The sequence below is a fragment of the Synoicihabitans lomoniglobus genome, from assembly GCF_029023725.1.
GTDB classification, from domain to species: domain Bacteria; phylum Verrucomicrobiota; class Verrucomicrobiia; order Opitutales; family Opitutaceae; genus Actomonas; species Actomonas lomonigloba.
The window spans coordinates 4,675,656-4,697,733 of sequence record NZ_CP119075.1; the positions used below are offsets into that span (position 1 = coordinate 4,675,656).

A 22,078-nucleotide genomic window follows, 5' to 3' on the forward strand; every position below is an offset into this window, starting at 1 on the left:
GGCGAAGCTGCCCTGTCACAACGGGACCCATAATTTCGCCCGCTGGTTCGGCCCCCTTGGGACGGCACCGGAAGTGCGATCGCAGAGCCGTGCCTCAATCCGCCCCGGACGACCCGGCGGGCACGATCGGCAGGTCGAGGGTGAACGTGGCGCCCAGACCCAGACCCGGGCTTTCGACCGTGAGCGAGCCCCCCAGCTCACGCGCCGCGTTGGCACCGTTGTGCAGGCCGAAACCGTGCCCGTTGGGGCGAGTGGTGAAACCGTGAGAGAAGAGCCGGGTCAGGTTCTCCGGCGAGATGCCGACGCCATCATCCGAAATACTTAACTGGATACGATCCGGGACGCTCCCTCTGATCGTGGCGGTGATGCGGCCACCGTTGCTGTTCGCCTCGTCAACCGCGTGCTTCGCGTTGACGATCAGGTTCACGACGATTTGCATGACCTTGTGCTTGTCGAGGATCACCGGCGGCAAGTCGGCGTAGTCGCGCACAATCTCGACCCCGTGTCGTTGGAAGCTGGCCGCGTGCAACTTGAGCGCATCATCGATGAGATCGGCCAACATCATCTTCTCGGTCACCCCGGAGACGGTGGCATAGTTCTGCTGCATCGCGACGATCTCTTTGATGTGCTCGATGTTCTGCTCAAGATTCTGGTGTTCGTCCCGCATGATCCCATGTTCCTTGGCGAGCTGGTCGGAGAGCTTGACTATAAAGCCGGGCAGGATCCGGCCCTTGGGGTCGGTGGTCAGGAATCTGCCCATATCGTCATCGTGATCGCGCAACATGGCGGCCACACGGTCGAGGCTCTTGAGTTCCGAATTGCGCAGCGTCTGGCGCACGATGGAGGCCGAAATATTCACGCTGTTGAGCACGTTGCCCACGTTGTGCAACACCCCGGTCGCCACCTCGGCCATGCCTGCCTGCCGCGAGCTGTTGATCAACTGACGCTGCAACTCGTTGTGGGCTTCCTCCACCTTCTTCCGCTCGGTGATATCCAGTGAAATGCCAATGAGGCCGGCGATCCGGCCCTGCGTATCGCGCACCGGCACCTTGGTGGTCGAGAACCAGCCGGGTTGGCCGTGAGCGCAGCTCGGCTCCTCGTGCTGGTGCAGCGGCTCACCCGTTTCGATCACCCGGATGTCGTCCTTCTCGTAACGCTCGGCCAACTCGGCGGGATACAAATCGTAATCGGATTTATCGACGACACTGGCGTCCGAATCACCGCCCAGCAGCTGCGAATGGGGAAGATTTCCGATCACGAACCGCCCCTTGGTGTTCTTCACGTAGAGATAGACGGGAAGGTTGTCGATCAGCGTGCGCAACAGTCGTCGCTCCCCGGCGAGGGCGTCTTCGGAAGCCCGTCGCTGGGACACTTCGGACTGCAGATCACGGGTGCGCTCGACGACCCGGTTCTCAAGTTCCGTGTTGGCCTCCTGCAGCTCTCGATCGGCGTCGCGCAGGAGTCGGTTCTTGTGGGCCAGCGACATGCCCCAGCCCGCGGTCATGAGCATCGCCAGTAACAGCGCGCCGGATACCCACAACACTTGGGTGGACGACCACCAGGGCGGGCGCGCCAAAACGCGCATGTCATCGGGCGTGCGAAGTTCGATCGAGAAAGAGCGCGGCTGCCGGTATTCGTCGAGCTGAACCCGGTAGATACCGGTCACTTCGAGCAGGCTCCCGACGACAAGGGGATCTTCGCCGATTCCAGGCATTTGCGCTTCGAAAATTGCGTTGCGCTGTTGCAGTTGCAGCCGGGTGAAATCCGGATAGTCCGACTTGCTGAGGAGCTTGCCTTGCAGCCGCACCGTCATGCCTTCCCACTCGAGCTTGGGCGATTCGGAATGCTCGAGCGTGCGCGCCACCGGGGCCGGCCCGCTCCCCAGGCGTCGGTAGACCGCATTGCGAATAACCAACCGCCCCGCCTCATTGCCGGGAATCCCCACGGCCTCCACCCGGTCTCCCGGCTGCAGGACACCGGATTGCCGACTCAGCACGAGCAGACGATCGTCGCCATCGACGAGATAGAAAAACGTGCCGGGGTGATGGAGGGCGACCACTCCCGAGATGCGCACGCGCCGGTCCCTGTCCCCGGTCCCACCAAACTGCAGCAGACTGCCAATGGAACGAAGCGGCATGGAAAAAATATCGGCGGGCGCCCGCTCCTCGACCTCGATGAGATCAGGGGCAGAAACCAAGAGCCGCACGCCGGTGAGCTCCCGCCGATCATTAACGATCGCGTCGCACACTCCCCGGGCACTGATCAGTGCACCAACCAGGGGCCTTTCCGGCGGGAACCCGCGCACGAGGAGGACCAAATCGCCTGCGGAGGTCGTCAGAGAGATCCGGGTGAGATCACCGAACTCCCGAGCCACTGCGTGGACGTAGCCTCGAAACTCAGTCCACCCGCCGTAATTGAATCCCGTCATCGCCTGATCGAAAGTGAGCGGCTTCGGAGATGGAAGGGTGCGGCCCATGGCGGGTCTCAATCCCGTCGCCTGCACCGCAGGCACAAAGTTGCCCGACTGGACCTGGCCTTCGACAATGACGTCCATCCCGAATGCTGGCGCAGGGATGGAACCGTCGGAGGGCAGATGCACTTCGATTCCCCCACTGCTGTCCAGGAGGAAGAACGATCCCAGTTCCGGATCGCTCCACGTAACCACGCCGCGGACATCCGCTAAATAACCCCGTCTCGCATCGGCGGGATTGAGGTGGCGGATCTGATCGGTGAGACGGAACTTCATCTTGGGAGACGCGATTCCACCACTGGGCTCAGTGGATTTGCCCACCTCCGGCAGGATGCGAACAAGTCCACGAAGCAGACGCGACTCCACGCCGCCGATTTCGGGATAACCCACGGCCTCGACCATTTCGCCCAACTCAGCGGCACGTGTTTGCCGTGTCATCACCCGCACTTCGCCAGTATCACTGCGCAGGGTAATTGAAGCGCCAGAATCCACCGCATGCACCGCGCCTTCGATCCGAGCCAACTCATCACCGGGCGCCTCCGCAAGTTTCTCTACGGGAGTGCTGGGCAAGTCGAACCGATCATCTTCCGCGAGCCATGAGGTGACTTCGATATCCTCAATATCGCTGACCCACATCTCGAGGTCCGACGATTGTTTCGCAATATCCTCCTTCACCGAAAACACGCCGCGCATCCGCACAAACGCACCTCGAAGCTGGGGAATCGGACTATCGGGGCGCACGTAAACCTGCGTGGTCAGCTGCCAATCCGGTGACACCACGGTCAGACGCGTATGGGTGCTATCCAACTCGCTCTGCTCGCACACCAATCCTTCCACGGTGACGAGCCGCAGGTTGAATTCCATGAAACGCGACAGCGGCACGGGCAACGGCACGGCCTTGAACGGGGCGACATCCTGCACCACGCGGATCGTGGTGCGTTCCCAAAGGATTTTCTGCTGGCCCGGGATCACGAATCCATCGAGTTCGATGCGCTGGCCCGACTTCAGCGGTAACGGTTTAGTGCCCGGTGAGATGTAACAGCCGGTGCCGCCCCAGTCGGCCCACATAACATTCCAATCCGAGTCGTAATAAAATACATCGATCTGCGTCCGCAACGGAAACTCCTGGTCGCCACCGCCCGTGCCAAGACTCCAATAGTCCGCAAGGGAAGTGACCGTGGGGGTCTCCTGGCCCGAAGCCGGAGACACAAAAGGAGTCACCACGCACGCGAACCGAGCGAGGCACGCGAGACGGATGCACATCAAGGGCCTGAAAACGCGCCTCAGCGACAGAATTATCGCAGTGTGTTTCAAGGCTGTCGAACGGGGGTTCGAGGAACACCGAGGTCAACGCACGCGCCGCGGCGGGAGACGAACACCTCCTGCCGTGCCATCGACACGAAGACCGCAGATGCCCATCCGCCAAATGACTGCACCGATGACGAACGTGGAATTATATCCGCGAAACGAGACCTGAAATCGCCCAAGTGTTGGCCTATTGGCAGTTGTAACAGAAAAGAGTTCATTAGCTAAGCGTGTAGTCTGAACTATCGACCCGGTGGGGCATAAGTTTAAGGGATCCCGTAAATATTCAAAAACGGGGAGGAAACACAGGGCTCATCCATCGCATCCTCCCCCCCCGTCTCGACTGCCTCCCGTATCGCTCCGCGGCGGTCGGGAAAGACGGGGTCCGGAATGGCGCTTAGCTAAGGGGTGTCCGCATTTATTTTAGTCGTCGATAAGCGGATACACGCATGAGACGGCGGGGCTGGTTGAGCAGTGGGCAGACCTTGGATCTTCGTTTCAACGCTCGCGGTTCAATGCGGTTAGGTCGTTGCGGGACGACATCCCCTCCCGCGCCACCACACGCTTCCCGCGAAAAGAGGGGGAGTGGTGGAAGCCGCCACAGCGGGGGAGCTTCGAGGTGAAGGATTCGTCCGGGAGAATGCCGACAAATGCCAATCCTACGGGACCGTCCGCACCGCTCAGATCGCCCGGGCGCAACCCCTCCGCCGCGCCCGATCGGACGGTGCGAATTTGTGAATATTGCCCCCGGCCGCCCCGATGTTTCGCCTGTGCATCACCCCGGCCGAAATGCTTCGGCTTCATGTCCCCATGCTTCAACTCATCGTCTTTCTCGGTCTGACCACGGCCATCGCACTGCTAACCTGGTGGCATTGTCGGTCGGCGGGACGGCGGGGCTCCGACGCGAAGGAATACTTCCTCGCCGGCGGCGGCTTGTCCTGGGTGTTCGTCGCGGGCTCGCTCACGCTCACCAACATCAACACCGACACCCTCGTGGGCTGGAACGGCAACCAGATGCTGCTGGTATTGTGGTGGGAATTGTTCGGGGTGGCGGGGCTGCTCCTCCTCGCATGGGTGTTCCTGCCGATCTACTACCGGCTGGGTTGCACCACCGTCACCGAACTGCTCGAACGGCGCTACCGCAGCGGGCACCTCAGAGCGACCGTCGCGACCCTGTTTCTACTTGGCAACGTCTTCGTCTTTCTGCCGGTCATGCTCTACACGAGCGCGCTGTTTCTGCAAAAACTCTTCGGGCTCGAAATGTCCCTCATGACGATCGCCACGTTGACCGCCGTCGCCGGTGCGGCTTACGCGATTTTCGGGGGGCTGCGCGCGGTGGCGGTATCCGATACCTACAGCGGGGTGTTGCTCTTCGGCATGGCTGCCCTCGTCGCCGTGCTGGCGCTTGATCGCGTCGACTGGAGTTGGTCGGAGGTGCCGGCCGAGCGTCTCACCATGATCGGTGGTCCGGAGTCCTTGGTGCCGTGGCCCATTCTCTTCACCGGCATGATCCTGTGGCAGATCTACTACTGGAGCACCAACCAGACCATCACTCAGCGCGCCCTCGCCGCCACGTCGTTGCGGGAGGCTCAAAAGGGTTGTTACGCCGCTGCCGTCATCCGTGCGACCTTGGTGCCGCTCATCGTGGTGGTGCCCGGTCTGTGTGCCTACCAATTGCACGGACCGCTGGGCGACGCCACCTACGGAACGATTGTGGGTGAAGTATTGCCCACCGGCCTGACCGGAGCGTTCGCCGCCGCCATGGTCGCCGCCACCATGACAAGTTTTAACTCCACGCTCAACAGTTCCGCCGCGCTCTACGTGTGCGACCTGCATCAACGCTACTTCAATCCCGCGGCGGCCGTGCCCCGCCTGAGCGTGACAGTGCAGGTGCTGTTCGCCATCCTCGGCGTCGCGCTGGTGCCGGTTTACATCGGCGCGGAGAGCATCATCCAACTCATCCAGGAGCTCATCGGGGTATTCAGTATTCCGATTCTCTCCGCCTTTGTCATCGGGCTGCTGTTCGACGACGTCGATGCCCGTGCGGTCATCGCCACCCTGGTCTTTGGCGCCGTGCTCTACTGGACGGGCACCGCCGGCTGGTCGCAGTTGCACGCGGCGAACCCGGAATCCGTGCCGCACCCGCTGCACTTTGTGCACGTCGGCGCGATCACGCTGCTGCTCAATTCCGGTTTTGCCCTACTCGTCAACCGCTGGGGCTGCGGCCGACACGCCACCCTCCATCGCTCAACCCGCTCATGAAGTTCCCCCGTCTTTTCCTTCTGCTCGGCTCGCTTGCGCTATCCACTTTCACCGGACGCGCCGCCGAGGCCACGCTCACGCTGCACGGCGACCAGACCGGACCGGTCATCAGCCCGGAAATCTACGGCCACTTTGCCGAGCATCTCGGGCGATGCATCTACGAAGGCATCTGGGTGGGCCCGGACTCCGACATCCCCAACACCCGCGGCATGCGCAACGATGTGCTGCACGCATTGCAGGCGCTCGACATTCCCGTGCTGCGCTGGCCGGGCGGGTGTTTCGCAGACGAATACCACTGGCGCGACGGCATCGGCCCGCGCGAAAAACGTCCCGCCATGATCAACACCCACTGGGGTGGCGTGGTGGAGAGCAACCATTTCGGCACGCACGAGTTCATGGATCTGGTCGAGCTCCTCGACACCGAAGCCTACATCTCCGGCAATGTCGGCAGCGGCACCGTGCAGGAAATGATGGAATGGGTGGAGTATCTCACCTCCGACGCCGACTCCCCCATCGCCAACCAGCGCCGCGCCAACGGCCGGGATCGGGCGTGGAAAGTGCGCTACTTTGGCGTGGGCAACGAGAGTTGGGGCTGCGGCGGCAGCATGACCCCCGAGTATTATTCCGACCTGTTTCGCCGCTATAACACCTTCGTTAAAAACTACGATCGCGCCAACCCGATCTACCGGATCGCCTGCGGCGCGAGCGGCACCGACTACCACTGGACCGAGACCCTCATGGGCAAGGTGGGCCACCGCATGGACGGGCTCTCCCTGCACTGGTATACCCTGCCCACCGGCAACTGGAGCGACAAAGGTTCCGCCACGGTCTTCGCCGAGGACCAGTGGTTCTCCACGCTGCGCCAGACCCTGCGCATGGACGAGATCGTCACCCAACACAGCGCGATCATGGACGCCCACGATCCGGACAAAAAAATCGGTCTCATCGTCGACGAATGGGGCACCTGGTATGACGTCGAACCCGGCACCGGACCCGGGTTTCTCTATCAACAAAACACCCTGCGCGACGCCATCGTCGCCGGGCTGAACTTTCACATCTTCCACGCCCACGCCGATCGTATCCACATGGCGAACATCGCCCAGATGATCAACGTGCTGCAGGCCATGATTCTCACCGACGGCCCCCGCATGCTGCGCACGCCCACCTATCACGTCTTCGAAATGTTCAAGGTCCACCAGGGGGCCACCGTGGTGCCGCTCGAACTCGACCCGCCGGACTACACGCACGGCGACGCGTCCATTCCGGCCGTGAGCGCGTCCGCCTCCCGCCGCGACGACGGCACGTTGCATCTCTCCCTGGTCAACACCGATCCACACCACGCCCAGACCGTCTCCTGCACGCTCGACGGAGTGACCGCGACGACCGTGCGCGGACGCATACTCACCGCGCCCTCCATGCACACCCACAACACTTTCGACGCTCCCGACACCGTCGTGCCGGTCGCGTTTACCGGCGCGTCTCTCGACGGCAACACACTCACGGTCGCATTGCCCGCGATGTCCGTGGTGATGCTCTCACTCTAATCCCAATCCTCCCCATGAAACCACTCCGCACCCTACTGATAATCGCCGCGCTCACCGCGGCTTACACGGCGTCCGCCCATCTCGGCCAACGCTTCCCTTCCGAACGCAAGGTCGTCACCGATCCGGTCACCGGCGCCGAACTCATCTTCCTCACCACCACCCCCGGCGGCGATTCGAAGATCTATCCCACCCACCCGCAATGGACCGCCGACGGCGAGTGGACCATCTTCCGCACGCGTCGTGCCGACGGCAACGCGGTCGCCGTCAACGAGAAGACCGGCGACATGGTTCAGGTCACCGAGGGCGGCTATCGCGGCTCGCTCTGCATCGCGCAAAAATCGATGCGCCTGTTCTTCAATCGCTACATCGACCACGCCACCAAGGCCCCGTCCGAGCGTCGTCGCGGCGATCCGCCCACGCCCGTGCAAGTCGTCTCCGTCGATCTCGCCCAACTCTTTGCCGACAGCGCCGCCGGCACCCTCAAGCCGGCCGCCGCTTACGAAACCGTCTACGGCACCATTCCCCTCGCCTACGACGGCGCGGGGGAACTCGCCCTCGATGCCGATGAAGACGTCGTCTACTTCCGCATGCTCGAAGAAGCGGCCGCGCCACTGCTGCCCGCCGACACCGCCATCGAGCCCGACTTCGGCCCGCGCAACATGGGTGCCGGCCCCACCGGCGTCGCCAAAATGGATCTCGCCACGGGCGAGGTTTCGCCGGTCGTGGCGGTCCCGTTTCAGGTCGGCCATATCCAGTCCAACCCGTGGGTCAGCGGCGAGATCGTCTTCTGCTGGGAAACCGGCGGCAAGTCGCCGCAACGCACCTGGATCGTGCAGGCCGACGGCACCGGCCTGCGTCCGTTGTTTCCAGAAAATGAATACGACTGGGTCACGCACGAAGCCATCACCGGCCCCGATGAGGTCGCCATGGCCATTCTCGGTCACCGCAAAGTCGGCGTCGACGACGACTGGGGCAAGGCCGCCAGCCGCTTGCGCCCGACCGGGCTCGCCATTGTCAACCTGCGCACCAACGAGCTCTACATCGCCGGCCAGACCAAATCCGGCAGCGGCCTGTGGCACGTGCACGCCTCGCCCGACGGCCGTTGGGCCGTGGGCGACGACTTCGGCCGCAATCTCTGGCTGATCGATCGTCGCACCAACGAAATGCGCCTGCTCACCACTGGTCACAAGGCTTCGGCCCGCGACCACATCCACCCGACGTTCAAGGCCGACAGCTCCAGCATCTCCATCCAGTCCGCCATGCTCACCGAGGATGACCGGGAATTGAACATCTGCATCGTGCCCGTGCCCGCCGACTGGCTCGCCCGCACCTACGACGACAACATTCACCCGCCGGCCGACTACGGCGACCGCAACCGCGGGCGACCATGAGCCTTGCCCGCCTCTGCCGCAGTGTAACCATAATGGTTACACTGCTCGCGGGACTCGCCTGGCCGGTCGCGGCGCGCGACTTCGTCGTGACGACCTTCGGCGCGGTCGGCGACGGCGCGACGCTGAATACCTCGGCCATCCAAACGACGATCGACGCGGCGGCGGCCCACGACGGCGGTGGCCGCGTGGTGATTCCCGCCGGCACATTTCGCAGTGGGTCGCTGTTCCTGCGGCCCGACGTCGAGCTGCACCTCGCCGCCGATGCGGTGCTGCTCGGCTCCGACAACATTGCCGATTATCCCAAGCGCAATACGCGCATCGAAGGTCACTTCGAGCCCTGGCGACTCGCGTTGATCAACGCGACCAGGATGGACGGCGTGAAGCTCACCGGCCCCGGCCGACTCGATGGCAATGGTCGCGTGTTTTGGGAAACCTTCTGGCAGCGACGGCGCGAAAACTCGCGTCTCACCAATCTCGATGTGGAACGCCCGCGCCTTGTCTTCATCGATCGTTGCACCAACGTCGAAGTTCGCGAACTGACCTTCCAGGACTCCGGTTTCTGGAACCTGCATCTCTACAACTGCCGCGACGTGCTGGTGGAAAAGGTGTCGTTCTCCGCTCCGGGTCGCGAGGCGGCGGTGTCCGCCCCGAGCAGTGACGGCATCGACGTCGACAGTTGTCAGGACGTCATCATCCGCGGTTGCACGTTTGCCGTGAACGACGACTGCATCGCCCTCAAGGGCAGCAAGGGTCCGCTCGCGGATCACGACGCCGACAGCCCCCCGGTCGAAAACATTTTGGTGGAAGACTGCACCTTCCTCAAGGGGCACGGGGTGCTCACCTGCGGCAGCGAGGCCACGGTGGTGCGCAACGTCACGGTGCGCAATTGCACCGTGCGCGGAAACATCAACCTCGTGCGCCTAAAGCTGCGCCCCGACACCCCGCAACACTATGCGGACCTGACCTACGAAAACATCATCCTGGCAGGCGAAGGTCGTCTCTTTGACATTAATCCCTGGCGACAGTTCTTCGACTTGCAGGGGCAACCGCCACCGCGCCGGCGCGTATCGGGAATTGTGTTACGAAATATCAGCGGTAACTACGGCACACCGGGACGCATCGTGGGCAACGACGGTGATGCGATTGCCCCCATCGTGCTGGACAACGTGCATCTCACCTTCACCCGCCCCGCATTCGAGCGCGCCGCCAACGTGCGTTTCGACGTCCGCGACGCGACCTTCAACGACCAGCCCGTCACCCCTTAACTCCCCAGCATCACTCCGTCCCCGCCATATGCGCCTACCCCATCGTATCCTCCTCCTCGGTCTCGCCACCCTCACGCCCACCTTCGGGGCGGATGAATCTTTTCCCGTCGCCGTTACCGTCGACGCCGGCGATATCAGCGGTCCGCTGCGCGACTTCTGGCGCTACTACGGCGGCGACGAACCCAACTATGCCACCATGAAGGACGGGCAGAAACTGCTCGGTCAACTCGGTGAACTCGCGCCCGGCCGCTCTTTTATTCGGCTGCACAACCTGCTCAATACCGGCGACGGCACGCCCGCGTTCAAGTGGGGTTCGACCAACGCCTACACCGAGGATGCCGATGGCAATCCCGTCTACGATTGGACCGGCATCGACCGCATCTTTGACAGTGGTCTCGAACGCGGCGTGCGTCCACTGGTCGAAATCGGGTTCATGCCGCAAGCGCTCTCCTCGCAACCCGAACCCTACCGCCACGAGTGGCGACCCGGCTTCGACTACAGCTTGATTTACACCGGCTGGCGCATGCCCCCGACCGACTACGCGAAGTGGGAGGAACTCGTTTACCAATGGACCAAACATTGCGTCGAACGCTACGGCCGCGCCGAGGTCGAGACGTGGTGGTGGCAGGTCTGGAACGAAGCCAACAACCAGCCCAACGGCTACTGGGGTGGCACCATCGAGGAGTTCCTCAAACTCAACGATTACGCCATCGCCGGCGTGCGCCGTGCCTTGCCCACCGCTCGCGTCGGCGGCCCGCACACGGCCGGCAGTGGCGGAGCCTTCATGGAAGCGTTTCTCGACCACGCCTTGCATGGCACCAACTACGCCACCGGGGAAACCGGCACGCCGCTGGACTTCGTGGCCTTCCACGCCAAGGGCTCGCCGCGCTTCGTCGACGACCATGTGCGCATGGGCATCGCCAATCAACTGCGCACCATCGATCGCGCCTTCACCACGTTTGGCGACTACCCCGAACTCGCGGGCATTCCCGTGATCATCGGCGAATCCGATCCCGAGGGCTGCGCCGCCTGCCAAGGTCCCCAACTCGCCTACCGCAACGGCACCATGTATTCGAGCTACACCGCCGCGTCGTTCGCCCGCAAACACGACCTCGCCGACATCCATGCCACCAACCTCGAAGGCGCGGTGACGTGGGCCTTTACTTTTGAAAACCAGCCTTACTTCGCGGGGTTCCGCCAACTCGCCAGCAATGGTCTCGCGTTGCCGGTCCTGAATGTCTTTCGCATGTTTGCCCACATGGGGCCCGAGCGCATCGCGGCGAAAAGCGATCACCAGGTGCCTCTCGATGCCATCCTCGCGGATGGCGTGCGCGCCGATCCCGATGTCGGCGTGCTCGCCAGCCGCAACGGCCACCAGATCGCCGTGTTGGTGTGGCATTACCATGATGACGACATGACCGGTCCCGAGGCCGACGTGACCATCAACCTCACCGACCTCCCGCTCGCGACGCGCGCATGGCCCGTCACGCACTACCGCATCGATCAGGATCACAGCAACGCCTACGCCGCGTGGCTGCGGATGGGTTCGCCCCTCGCCCCGACGAAAGAGCAATACGACGCGCTCGAAGCCGCCTCGGCGTTAACGCCGTTGGGACCGGCAACCGCGGTCACGGTGACCGACGGAGCAGCCACGTTGAATTTTCCGCTGCCGCGCCAAGGTGTGTCCCTCATCGTGATCGGGGAGAATCTCTAAACCGAAAAACTTCCCCCCTCCATGCTGTTCGCTTCAGAGCCCCAAGGTAGGAGCGTGCTTGCGCGCGATGCACGCGGTGGCGTAGCGCCGAGAGGCAGGTGTTATCGCGCGCAAGCACGCTCCTACAGTTGATCGATTACCGTGTCGGAACCGCCAACGGCACGATCGTCGCCACGGCTTCGCCCGCCACCACGGTCGGCTTGAAACGCAGATCCTGCAACGCGGCACCTGTGTCCGCGTCCGGCCACGGACGCGTCCCGGCTGCATCGTGAAAAAGTCCGGCCAACCGACCATCCGCAGTGACGCGACCAAAGCAGACCACGTCGAGTGCGTTCAACGCGGCGCGGCCTTCGGGAGTCAGCAGCTCCTTCATGAGTTCGGCCGGCGCATCGGATTTGGCCGTGCGGTGGCGGCTGACGTGATCGAGCACCAGAAACTGAAATGTCTCCTCACGGGTCACCGGTGTGCGCCGTTCGGATTGGTTGGTCGGCACCTCTCGCCCCGCGTCGAAAAGATGCACCCGCACATGATCGAAGGTGAAGCCGGGCGGAAAGCCCCCCTTGAGTAAGTCCACTTTCGCCGTTTCCCCCGCCGTCATTGGTCGCAGCGGTTCGGCAAACACTCGCCGATGCGCCCGAAATTCCGCCGGGTCTGCCACCGCAAACTCGACGTAAATCAACGCATACGGATCGACCAAATCATGCCGCGGTGACAGGGTGAAACGCAGCCGCAACGCATCGTGTTGCTCACCACTCCCCTCGGTCTCAGCCTTCCGACGAGCATAGAAACTGGGGTCGAACTGCTCGCTGCCCATACCCTGCACCGCCGTTGAAAGATCGCGCATGGCTCCCGCGGTGTCGGGAGCGGGCTCCTGCAACACGGCGGCCACGACGAGCGGATCAGAGTTGGGGTTGTTAAGCACCGCCTGTCGCTGTTCGGCGGCCGCGTTCAAGGCCCGGAGCTTGCGGGTGGCGGCATTGACTTCAGCGTCGATGCCCGAAATCGCAAGCGCCTGACTCTCCAGCCACCGACGACCGGGGTCATTGAGCCGCGTATAATCCGACTTCGCTACGACATCGCCCAACGTCGCCAGATTGGCAGACACCTTCAGCGCCTGCTCGAAGGTAAACTCAAACCCGGGCCGGTTCATGGGAATGCGCGTGGGCAACTCGCCGACATGGGAGAGAAACCAATCGCGTTCCACCCCATCAATCTTCCACCACGTGTCCTCCGCTTTCACCGCCAGGTCCGCCCCGAGGAAAAGCAGGTAGGGGCGGGAGTCCGGCGCGGAGCGGGACGCCACGGTCTGTTGGATGGACGGGGGCGTTGCCGCCGGAACGACGTGCCCGGTCGCGCACACGATCGTCCCGAGGGCCACGACACGCAGTTTGAGCGGCACGTTCATCGGAGGGGTTGGGGGAAAAAGGAAGGACGGAATGAGAATATCGCCAACGGACGATTTCGCCCGTTGACCCGACGTATCCATCTCTTCTGATTTAACGCTACATCTATGGCAACCCCCGAAGCCCAGGATTCCCCCGCCCCCAACGAAGTCTCCCCTTCGTCTGCCGAGCGCGTGCCCATGGGCCAGAAGGTCGCCTATGGCATGGGCTCGTTCATCGATATGTGGGGCAACTGGCTCTACGTGGGCATGGTGTGGCCGGTGTTTGGTTTCTATTTCCACGTGTCGTCCAGCTTGATCGGGCTGGCGCTGATGTTGAATCGACTGTTCGACGCCTTCTCGGATCCACTGTTCGGCTGGTGGTCCGATAATTGCCGCACCCGGTGGGGTCGGCGTCGGCCGTTCATTCTGGTCGGCAGCATTCTGGCGGGCATCGGCTTGCCGCTGCTTTTCGCGGTGCCGCGGGACTGGTCGGAAATGCAGTATTTCTGGTGGATGGTGGGATCGTCCGCCCTCTACATCACGATCGTGAGCTGCGTCATGATGCCCTACAACAGTCTGGGCTACGAGATGACGCCCAACTACCACGAACGCACCCAGATCTTCGCGATCAAGGGCGCGATCCAGAAGATGCCGGAGGTCGCAATGTTCTTCGCGTCCGCGTTTGTGACGTGGTCGATCTGGCAAGACGCCGACACCGGTGAGACGGACTACCTGCGTGGCGCGCAGATCTACACGACCATCCTCGGCGCCATCATGATCGTGGTGGGCATCTTCATCTTCAAGGCGACGCGGGAACGCTATTACGAGGGCGTCGTCGCGCAAAAACAGCAGAAGACCAAGGTCGCCGAAACACTGTGGCAGAGCATCCGGTGCAAGCCGTTCCGCGCCATCCTCGCCATGGCCTTCGCCTACGGCATGGGCACCAGCATGGTCGGCACGCTCGGCTACCATTGCACCATCTACTACGTGTGCAGCGGTGATCAGTCCGTCGGGTCACAGTGGAATGGATACATGGGTCTCATGGGCATGGTCATGGGCCTCTCCGGCGTGCCGGTGTTTGGCTGGATCTCCCACCGTATCGGCAAGCGCGGCGCGATGAAGATCGTGCAGTTCTCCGCCATCGCCGTGTTCGTCTCGACCTGGTGGCTCTACACGCCGGAGATCGTGTGGCTGCAAATGCTCGCGACCGGGCTGATCGCGTTCACCGGTGCCGGCTTTCACATGTTGGACGGTTCCATGATGGCCGACGTGCTCGACGCCGACGAACTGGAAACCGGCAAACGTCGCGAGGGGGCGTTCGCCGCCTGCCGTTCCTGGATTCTCAAAGTCGGCATGGCCGCGGGCATCGGCCTGTCCGGTGTCATTCTCGATGCCACCGGCTTCGACTCCGAGCTGCAGATTCAAAGCGCCGAGACGTTGTTCAACATTCGGTTCTATCTCGCCGCCATCCCCATTGTCGGCCTGATCGTCGCCCTGTTCGCGCTCTACCGGTTCAACCTCACGCCGGTTCGCATGGCGGAGATTCGCGCCGCCCTCGAGGCGCGGCGCGGCACGGTGTGAGTTGCCCGAGGCCTTACCGCCGCTTGAGTGCGGGCACGATGCGATCGACCGCCGGGCGCGGTCCCACCGAAGCCCGCTCGACCACCTCGACCGGCAGCACCACCGGCGACGGCGGCGGCGGCACATTGGGAATCGTGCCGATGCGTTCGAGCAGGATCTGGGTGGCCTGCCGCCCCATCTGCACCAACGGCTGACGCACGGTGGTGAGCTGCGGCACCGACGCACGCGAAGCCAGCGTATCGTCAAAACCCGCCACCGAAATATCGTCGGGCACGCGCAGACCGCACTCGGCCAACGCCTCGATGCAACCGATCGCAATGGCATCATTGGCGCAGAACACCGCATGCGGCAGGGGCTCGCCAGCATGGTGTTGCAACCAGCCCCGCATCGCCTCGTGCCCGTGCGTATCGTCAAACAAGGAATGCACCACCAGTGAACGCTCGAAGCGCACCTTGTGCTTTTTCAACGCGCGCCGGTAACCGGTCACCCGCCGGTCGGCCCCGGTGAAACCTTCGGGACCCGCGATGTGCATGATGCGCCGATGGCCCTGCGCCAACAGATGCTCCACCATCATAAACGCGCCGTTCTCCTCATCGCTCTCGATGTTGACCACCCCTTCCACCGCGTGATTGGCGTGGATGGTGACATACGGCGTGTGCGCGGGGAGCTTGCGCCCGACCTCCGCGTCAAAGGTCGGGGCGAAAAGAATCAAACCGTCGATGCGACCGTCACAAACCGAGTCCAATCGACGCGTGTCATTGCTCCAATCGTGCAGCGCAAACACCGTGGTGTTTTGCTCGTGGTGGGTCGCGGCGGTCAGCACGCCGTTGAGCAACGCGAGAAAGTAGTGATTGAGCTCGTTCTTGTCGTCGACCACCGCCGCGACACCGATCGTGTTCATGCGCCGGTGCAACAACGCGCGGGCCGCGGCATTGGGTCGGTATTGCAGTTCGGCGGCCGCGGCCAGAATGCGTTCGCGGGTTTCGGCCGAGATGCGCGACGAGGTTTTGACCGAGTTGAGCACCGCCGATGCCGCCATGGCGGAAACACCGGCGGCACGACCGACATCGGCCAAGGTGGCGGCGCGCGAGGATTTGGGTTTACGGGGTCGGGGCATGCGAGGCGAGTGACAGTGGCGGCGCGCCCGTCGACCGGCAAGCGCGCAGCGCGGCCGGTTTAGGGAACATCAATCGTCAGGGCGCTCGCCCCCGGATCCGCGACGATTTCGCCGTCGCCGGGCAACAGGCGCACCGACCAGCGCGATGGCACGCGACCGGTCAGGGTCACGATGAGGGTCTCGCCCACCCGGCTCACCGCGGCCACGGTCTCCGCCGCGCCGTCAAATCCCGGCACGGTGCACGTTGCTGTATCGCCATCCTCGATACGATATATCGCCAGCGTCACGCCCTCCGCCCAATCGTAGTCCGGTCGGGTCTCGTCGCCGCCCAGCGGCAGCACCGATCCCGTCCGCACGTAGAGGGGCAGATCCATGAAGTCGTGGTGGGTGCGATGCCAGCCGCCCGAGCGCTCCTCCCCGGTGAGCAGGTGCACCCACGAGCCCGTCGGCAGGTAAAAATCCACTTCGCCGGCGACGGAAAACACCGGTGCCACCAACAAGCGGTCCCCGAGCATGTATTGGCGGTCGAGGGCATCGCAGCCGCGATCGTCGCAAAACTCCATCACCATGGCGCGCATCAACGGCACGCCGGTGCGGTGCGCCTCGACGGCCTTGGCGAAAAGATAGGGCATGAGCCGACACTTGAGCCGGGTAAAATACCGGAGGACATCGCAGGATTCTTCATCAAACGCCCAGGGCACGCGGTAGGACGTGCTGCCGTGCATGCGGCTGTGCGAAGAGAGCAGACCAAACGCCACCCAGCGTTTGTAGACCGCCGGGTCCGGCTGCCCCTCGAATCCGCCGATGTCATGACTCCAGAAGCCAAAACCACACGCGCCGAGCGACAAACCACCCCGCAGGGACTCGGCCATCGACTCGAAGGTGGAGTTGCAATCACCGCCCCAGTGCACGGGAAATTTCTGTCCGCCCGTGTGAGCCGATCGTGCAAACAACACCGCTTCACCGTCACCGCGCACTTCGCGGAGCAACTCGAACACGGCCTCGTTGTAGAGCACTGCGTAATGATTGTGCATGCGATCGGGATCGGAACCGTCGTGCCAGACGACATCGGTCGGGATGCGTTCGCCAAAGTCGGTTTTGAAACTGTCGACCCCCATCGCCAGCAATCGGCGCAGGTGACCGACAAACCAGTCCCGGGCCGCCGGGTTGGTGAAATCGACGATGCCCATGCCGGGTTGCCAGAGATCGGTCTGCCACACATCGCCGTTGGGCTTTTTCAACAAGTAGCCCTCGCGCACCGCTTCATCGAACAGGCGGGACATCTGCCCGATGTAGGGATTGATCCACACCGAGACCCGCAGTCCTTTTTCATGCAGGCGCTGCAACTGTCCCGCGGGATCGGGGAAGGTGCGTTCATCCCATTGGAAGTCGCACCAGCAAAACTCCCGCATCCAGAAACAATCATAGTGAAACACATGCAGCGGCAGGTCGCGGGAGCGCATGCCTTCGATGAACCCGTTCACCGTCGCCTCATCGTATTGCGTCGTGAACGAGGTGGTAAGCCACAGGCCAAACGACCACGCCGGCGGCAGGGCGGGACGACCGGTCAACGCCGTGAGCCGGTTGAGCACGTCCTTGGGCGTGGGGCCCGCGATCACGAAATACTCCAACTGCTCGCCCGGGAGACTGAACTGCACCCGTGAGACGCGTTCCGAACCCACCTCAAACGAGACCGGCCCCGTGTCGTTGACGAGCACTCCGTAACCCCGATTGGTCAGGTAAAACGGCACGCACTTGTAGGCCTGTTCACTGCCCGTGCCGCCGTCCCGATTCCAGTTTTCCACCACCTGCCCGTTTTTGACAAAAGCCGTGAAACGCTCGCCCAACCCATAGACGTTTTCCCCGACGGCGAGATCGAGCTGTTCGTGCATGTAGGGTCCGCCACTGCCGTTTTCGACGTAACCCACGCTGCGGAATCCGCTGTGCGTGTAGGTGGTGCCATCCGGCCGCTCGAACCGCAGTGACCAACCTCCCTGTTTGGCCAATCGCGCCGTGAGCGCTCCGGTGTGCAACGCCACCATGCCGTCGGTTTCCTCGATCTCCACCTCCGGCGCTTCAACCGGATTCAGCGGCACCTGCGGCCCGCGTGCATGACTGCCCGTGAAATGAGAAATGCGCACGCGAACGACGCCCTCCAACGGCGAGTCCAACCGCACCGTGAGCAGCGGTCCCTGCAATGTGTCGCCGCGATGCCGCACCGGACGCGTGGGAGCATGCACGACCAAGGCGTCGCCGTCGCGCTGCACACGATGGACTTCCGCAGGATAATGGGGCTGCAGGCCGGGCCGCACCAACCAGGCGCCGTCGGTAAACTTCATGATGTCAGGGGTTTTTCACACTCGGCCGGGTTGGTCGAGATTCGGTTGATGTTACGTTAAATCTAAGGAGGCAAAGGCTATTCTAGTCACTCTATCGACGAGTCGGGAAGCCGCGCTCAAACAACGCGGTTCGCGCTGATAACCGCGGCGTAATAATGGGCGGACAACTTGGGCGTGCGCTGCTGCGTGGCGAAGTCAACGTGCACGATGCCGAAGCGGCGCTCGTAACCGTCCTCCCATTCAAAGTTGTCCATGAACGACCACAGAAAATAACCGTCGACCGGAATTCCGTCCGCGATCGCCCGCTGCAATTCGCGCAAGTGGGCGCGCAAAAACTCCCGGCGGTGCAGATCATTCACCTCGCCCGCGACCACCGGCTCGTCGTTGTAACCGCAGCCGTTTTCGGTGATGTAGATCGACTTCACGCCGTAGGTTTCGTGCGCGAGCCGCGTGCCCCAATAAATGACCTGCGGGGCCCAATGCAGCCACGGACTGTCGGCCTTGGGATAAGCCGACGGCAAGAGCACTTCCTCCGGTTCACCATCGGCTCCGGCTCGCACAAACGGCCCCGTGTAGAGATTGAGGCCCAGAAAATCCGTGGGCGCGCTGATCAAAGCAAAATCGTCGGCCGCCACCTTCGGTGCATCCTTCCCGCAACGCTCCAGATACTCGTCGCTGTAACCACCGTTCGAGATGGCCCCGAGCAGGTGCAGATTCTTGCGCCGATACCATTCCCGCGCCGCCGCGATATCGGCCGGTGTCTCCGTCACGGGGATACACACGTCACTGTTGTCGGTGAGCCCCACCTGCGCACGTGGTCCGCCGTATTGTCGCACCGCCTGCACCGCCAGTCCGTGGCTCACCAGCGCGTGGTGATAAATCTGATTCAACGTCGCCGCATCAACTTTCACCCCGGGGGCCTTGAGCCCGTAGCCGTAAGCGAGCTGGGTGAAGCAGCGAATCTCGTTGAGCGTGATCCAATGTTCGATGCGGTCGGCAAACGCCTGCACCACGGTGGTCGCGTAACGACCAAATGCCTCCACGGTTTCGCGCGCGCGCCACCCTCCCCGATCTTCCAACGCCTGGGGCAGGTCCCAATGAAACAACGTCACCCACGGCGTGATCCCGTGTCGCGCCATCGCATCAAACAACCGCGCGTAAAAATCCAACCCCGCCTGATTCAGCTCGCCGTCGCCATCCGGATAGATTCGGGGCCAGGAAATCGACAACCGGTAGTGCTTCACGCCCAACGATGCCATCAGGGCAAAATCCTCGTCGAAGCGGTGGTAGTGATCACACGCCACGTCGAGCGTATCACCGCCGTGCACCTTGCCGGGCTGCCGGGCAAAGCGATCCCAGATAGACTCCCCCTTGCCGTCGGTAAAAGCCGCACCTTCAATTTGCGCCGCGGCCGTAGCCACACCCCAGATAAAACCGGCCGGAAAAGTAGAATTGCAGGGGAGAGACATGGGAACGAGGCGCTCGTTCGATAAGGGACCATGATAATGATTTAACGCAAAACTAAATTAGGAAATCCCCCTCCCTCTTGGCGCGATTGGCATATTAATTGGCACGTGCGGCTAGTGAACCCCCGGGCAATCCGAGCTAATATGGTGACGTTCCCAGCACATCGCGCCGTCACCGACGGCCGGCGGGGAATACATTCCAACATTCCATCGAAAGTTCATCACCATGAGTTCACCCACTGCTGAAATTCTCTCTGTCACCACGCTGCCGCTGTCCGGTCGTATCGCCGTCATCACGGGCGCATCCAGCGGCATCGGCGCCGCCACCGCCCAACGCCTCGTGAGTCTCGGGGCCAAGGTCGCCCTCCTCGCTCGCCGTAAATCCAAACTCGATGCCCTCGTCGCCGAGATCACCGCCGCCGGTGGCACCGCGCTCGCCATCGAGGTCGACGTGACGTCGCCCGAACAGGTCGCTGCCGCCGCCGCCACCGTCACGGCCGAGCTCGGTCGCGCGAGTATTCTGATCAATAACGCCGGGGTCATGTTGCCCGCGCCGATCACAGAAACGCGGGTCAACGACTGGGAGAGCATGATCGATCTCAACCTCACGGGTGCGTTGCGCGTGATCGGGGCGTTCACTCCGGCTCTCACCGCTTCCGCCCAGGAAAACGGTGTCGCCGACTTGGTGAACATTTCCTCGATCGCGGCTCAAAATGTCTTCCCTTCCTTCGCCGTCTACAGCGCGACCAAGGCCGCCATCAGCCACCTCTCCCGTCACCTGCGCGCCGAGCTCGGCCCCGCCGATGTTCGCGTCTCGATGATCGAGCCCGGTCTCGTCGAAACCGAACTCGCCAGCCACGTGACCGATCCCGCCGTGACGGATTGGATCAATGGAGCGGCCCAAGCGATGACGCTCCTCAAATCCGAGGACATCGCCGAGACGATCGGGTTCACCGTCGCCCTCCCGCGCCACGTCAACCTGCAGCAGGTGACGGTCATGCCCACCCATCAGGTCTGAGCATTCGCCCTCCCCGTCCCGTCTCCGCTGAGCCACCGTTTTTCCGGCTTCCCGGATTGCGGCCAGCCCGGCCGGGCGGGATTGTTCATCCCACCGGGGGCCGCGAGGGCTCCCTTTTCGCCATGAGCAAACACTTTCGCGTCTCCGGCCTGCTCCCGGCCAAACTGGAAGAACTATCGCTGTCGCCCGCGGCGGTGCTACGGCACGCCGAACTGCCGGCCACGTTTTTCGAACAGGAGAAAATCTACGTCACCACCGACGAAATGTTCGCGTTGTGGCGGGCGATCGAGGCGCTCTCTCCCGATCCGCTGGTCGGTATCAAGATTGGCAACGAAGACCGCATCGAACGCTACGATCCGATCGCGATCGCGTCGCTCTACACCCGCAATTTCACGGACGCGATGGAGCGGGCCGCCCGCTACAAACAGCTCACGTGTCCGGAGAAGATCGAGTTGGCCGCCACCGCCGATACCTACACCGTCCGCTTCGTCTGGATGCTCGCTCGCGACACCGAACCATCGGTCTTCACCGACATGTGTTTCGCATGGGTGCAGGCGATCGGCCGACGCGGCACGGGGCGCGCGCTCACGCCCTTGCGCGTCGACTATGCGCGTCCACCCGCCCACCGCGAGGAGCTCGAAACCCATTTCGGCTGTCCGGTGCGCTTTAATGCGAAACACAACCTGATCGTGTTTCGTCGATCCGATATCGAGCGCCCCTTTGTGACGCACAACGCCGATCTGTTGGCCGCCATCAGTCCCCAGCTCGAAAAGGAGTTGGTGATCCAGAACGCGGGCGCCAACGCCGGCGAGTTGGTGAAACTTACCATCAAACGAGTGCTCGCCGGTCGCCGTCCCGACATCCGGGACATCGCCCGTGAAATCGGCCAAAGCGTGCGCACCTTGCAACGTCGCCTGGCCGCCTCCGGCCTGACTTATCAGCAGGTCATGGAGAACGCGCGCCGAGAACTCGCGCATCACTACCTGAGGCACTCCGCGCTGGAGCTCAACGAGACCGCCTACCTGCTCGGTTACGAAGATGCCAATTCGTTCTTCCGCGCCTTTCATCGCTGGGAAGGCATGCCGCCCGGTCGTTGGCGTAAACTGCATCGCGAGCGCGTCGCTTGAGACGGCCGGGGCACGAGGTCGGAACGAAGTCGCGCGCGAGACGGTCGTGAGGTCGCGCTTCTCGCCATAAAAAAAGGCCCCCGCCGCGCGTGCGA

General features: G+C 63.0%; 13 protein-coding genes. 8 read left to right on the top strand and 5 right to left on the bottom strand.

Going from position 1 to position 22,078, the window contains the following annotated elements:
* Positions 1 to 94: 94 nt before the first annotated feature.
* Positions 95 to 3,679, bottom strand: coding sequence for a PAS domain-containing protein (locus tag PXH66_RS17940; protein WP_330931111.1), 3,585 nt, complete (start codon positions 3,677 to 3,679; stop codon positions 95 to 97).
* Between the two features lie 906 nt (positions 3,680 to 4,585).
* On the opposite strand from PXH66_RS17940, the gene PXH66_RS17945 reads away from it, so the two are divergent.
* The 5 genes from PXH66_RS17945 to PXH66_RS17965 are packed head-to-tail and all read left to right on the top strand — an operon-like array spanning position 4,586 to position 11,951.
* Positions 4,586 to 6,037 (top strand): sodium:solute symporter family transporter, encoded by a 1,452-nt coding sequence (locus tag PXH66_RS17945; protein ID WP_330931110.1) that lies wholly within the window; start codon positions 4,586 to 4,588, stop codon positions 6,035 to 6,037.
* Positions 6,034 to 7,581 carry an alpha-N-arabinofuranosidase gene (locus PXH66_RS17950; protein WP_330931109.1) on the top strand — a complete coding sequence of 516 codons (1,548 nt, stop codon included), beginning with the start codon at positions 6,034 to 6,036 and terminating at the stop codon, positions 7,579 to 7,581. Before PXH66_RS17945 ends, PXH66_RS17950 begins: the two co-directional genes overlap by 4 nt.
* 14 nt (positions 7,582 to 7,595) lie before the next feature.
* The gene (locus PXH66_RS17955) at positions 7,596 to 8,972 is read left to right on the top strand and encodes a TolB-like translocation protein (RefSeq protein ID WP_330931108.1); all 1,377 of its coding nucleotides are present in this window, start codon (positions 7,596 to 7,598) and stop codon (positions 8,970 to 8,972) included.
* A 32-nt stretch (positions 8,973 to 9,004) separates the two neighbouring features.
* On the top strand, positions 9,005 to 10,237 hold the full coding sequence (locus tag PXH66_RS17960) for a glycoside hydrolase family 28 protein (RefSeq protein ID WP_330932094.1): 1,233 nt from the start codon (positions 9,005 to 9,007) through the stop codon (positions 10,235 to 10,237).
* A 28-nt stretch (positions 10,238 to 10,265) separates the two neighbouring features.
* A complete protein-coding gene (locus PXH66_RS17965; RefSeq protein WP_330931106.1) occupies positions 10,266 to 11,951 on the top strand; it encodes a GH39 family glycosyl hydrolase in 1,686 nt (561 codons plus the stop codon).
* Between the two features lie 136 nt (positions 11,952 to 12,087).
* Here PXH66_RS17965 and PXH66_RS17970 read toward each other — a convergent pair whose 3' ends face one another.
* Positions 12,088 to 13,356: a hypothetical protein gene (locus PXH66_RS17970; protein WP_330931105.1), complete on the bottom strand. Its 1,269-nt coding sequence runs from the start codon at positions 13,354 to 13,356 to the stop codon at positions 12,088 to 12,090.
* 105 nt (positions 13,357 to 13,461) lie between these two features.
* Between PXH66_RS17970 and PXH66_RS17975 the strand changes: the two genes are divergently transcribed.
* Entirely contained in the window at positions 13,462 to 14,916 is a 1,455-nt protein-coding gene (locus PXH66_RS17975; RefSeq protein ID WP_330931104.1) for an MFS transporter, read from the top strand.
* A gap of 13 nt (positions 14,917 to 14,929) precedes the next feature.
* Here the strand turns inward: PXH66_RS17975 and PXH66_RS17980 are convergent, their stop codons facing one another.
* The 3 genes from PXH66_RS17980 to PXH66_RS17990 form a co-directional block, all read right to left on the bottom strand.
* Positions 14,930 to 16,033 carry a LacI family DNA-binding transcriptional regulator gene (locus PXH66_RS17980; protein ID WP_330931103.1) on the bottom strand — a complete coding sequence of 368 codons (1,104 nt, stop codon included), beginning with the start codon at positions 16,031 to 16,033 and terminating at the stop codon, positions 14,930 to 14,932.
* A gap of 59 nt (positions 16,034 to 16,092) precedes the next feature.
* A complete protein-coding gene (gene yicI / locus PXH66_RS17985) occupies positions 16,093 to 18,372 on the bottom strand; it encodes an alpha-xylosidase (protein ID WP_330931102.1) in 2,280 nt (759 codons plus the stop codon).
* A gap of 116 nt (positions 18,373 to 18,488) precedes the next feature.
* Positions 18,489 to 19,841, bottom strand: a complete 1,353-nt coding sequence (locus PXH66_RS17990) for a GH1 family beta-glucosidase (protein ID WP_330931101.1) — start codon at positions 19,839 to 19,841, stop codon at positions 18,489 to 18,491.
* A gap of 223 nt (positions 19,842 to 20,064) precedes the next feature.
* Here PXH66_RS17990 and PXH66_RS17995 point away from each other — a divergent pair, with 223 nt between their 5' ends.
* Complete coding sequence (locus tag PXH66_RS17995) at positions 20,065 to 20,856, top strand: SDR family oxidoreductase (RefSeq protein WP_330931100.1); 792 nt, start codon at positions 20,065 to 20,067, stop codon at positions 20,854 to 20,856.
* Between the two features lie 122 nt (positions 20,857 to 20,978).
* A complete protein-coding gene (locus tag PXH66_RS18000) occupies positions 20,979 to 21,983 on the top strand; it encodes an AraC family transcriptional regulator (protein WP_330931099.1) in 1,005 nt (334 codons plus the stop codon).
* Positions 21,984 to 22,078: the final 95 nt, after the last annotated feature.

Bases quoted from the DNA above. Each gene is read 5' to 3' on its own strand.
- yicI (WP_330931102.1), bottom strand. From the start codon at position 18,372: ATGAAGTTTACCGACGGCGCCTGGTTGGTGCGGCCCGGCCTGCAGCCC.
- PXH66_RS17950 (WP_330931109.1), top strand. From the start codon at position 6,034: ATGAAGTTCCCCCGTCTTTTCCTTCTGCTCGGCTCGCTTGCGCTATCC.
- PXH66_RS17955 (WP_330931108.1), top strand. From the start codon at position 7,596: ATGAAACCACTCCGCACCCTACTGATAATCGCCGCGCTCACCGCGGCT.
- PXH66_RS17980 (WP_330931103.1), bottom strand. From the start codon at position 16,033: ATGCCCCGACCCCGTAAACCCAAATCCTCGCGCGCCGCCACCTTGGCC.
- PXH66_RS17975 (WP_330931104.1), top strand. From the start codon at position 13,462: ATGGCAACCCCCGAAGCCCAGGATTCCCCCGCCCCCAACGAAGTCTCC.
- PXH66_RS17990 (WP_330931101.1), bottom strand. From the start codon at position 19,841: ATGTCTCTCCCCTGCAATTCTACTTTTCCGGCCGGTTTTATCTGGGGT.
- PXH66_RS17970 (WP_330931105.1), bottom strand. From the start codon at position 13,356: ATGAACGTGCCGCTCAAACTGCGTGTCGTGGCCCTCGGGACGATCGTG.
- PXH66_RS18000 (WP_330931099.1), top strand. From the start codon at position 20,979: ATGAGCAAACACTTTCGCGTCTCCGGCCTGCTCCCGGCCAAACTGGAA.
- PXH66_RS17960 (WP_330932094.1), top strand. From the start codon at position 9,005: ATGGTTACACTGCTCGCGGGACTCGCCTGGCCGGTCGCGGCGCGCGAC.
- PXH66_RS17945 (WP_330931110.1), top strand. From the start codon at position 4,586: ATGCTTCAACTCATCGTCTTTCTCGGTCTGACCACGGCCATCGCACTG.
- PXH66_RS17995 (WP_330931100.1), top strand. From the start codon at position 20,065: ATGAGTTCACCCACTGCTGAAATTCTCTCTGTCACCACGCTGCCGCTG.
- PXH66_RS17965 (WP_330931106.1), top strand. From the start codon at position 10,266: ATGCGCCTACCCCATCGTATCCTCCTCCTCGGTCTCGCCACCCTCACG.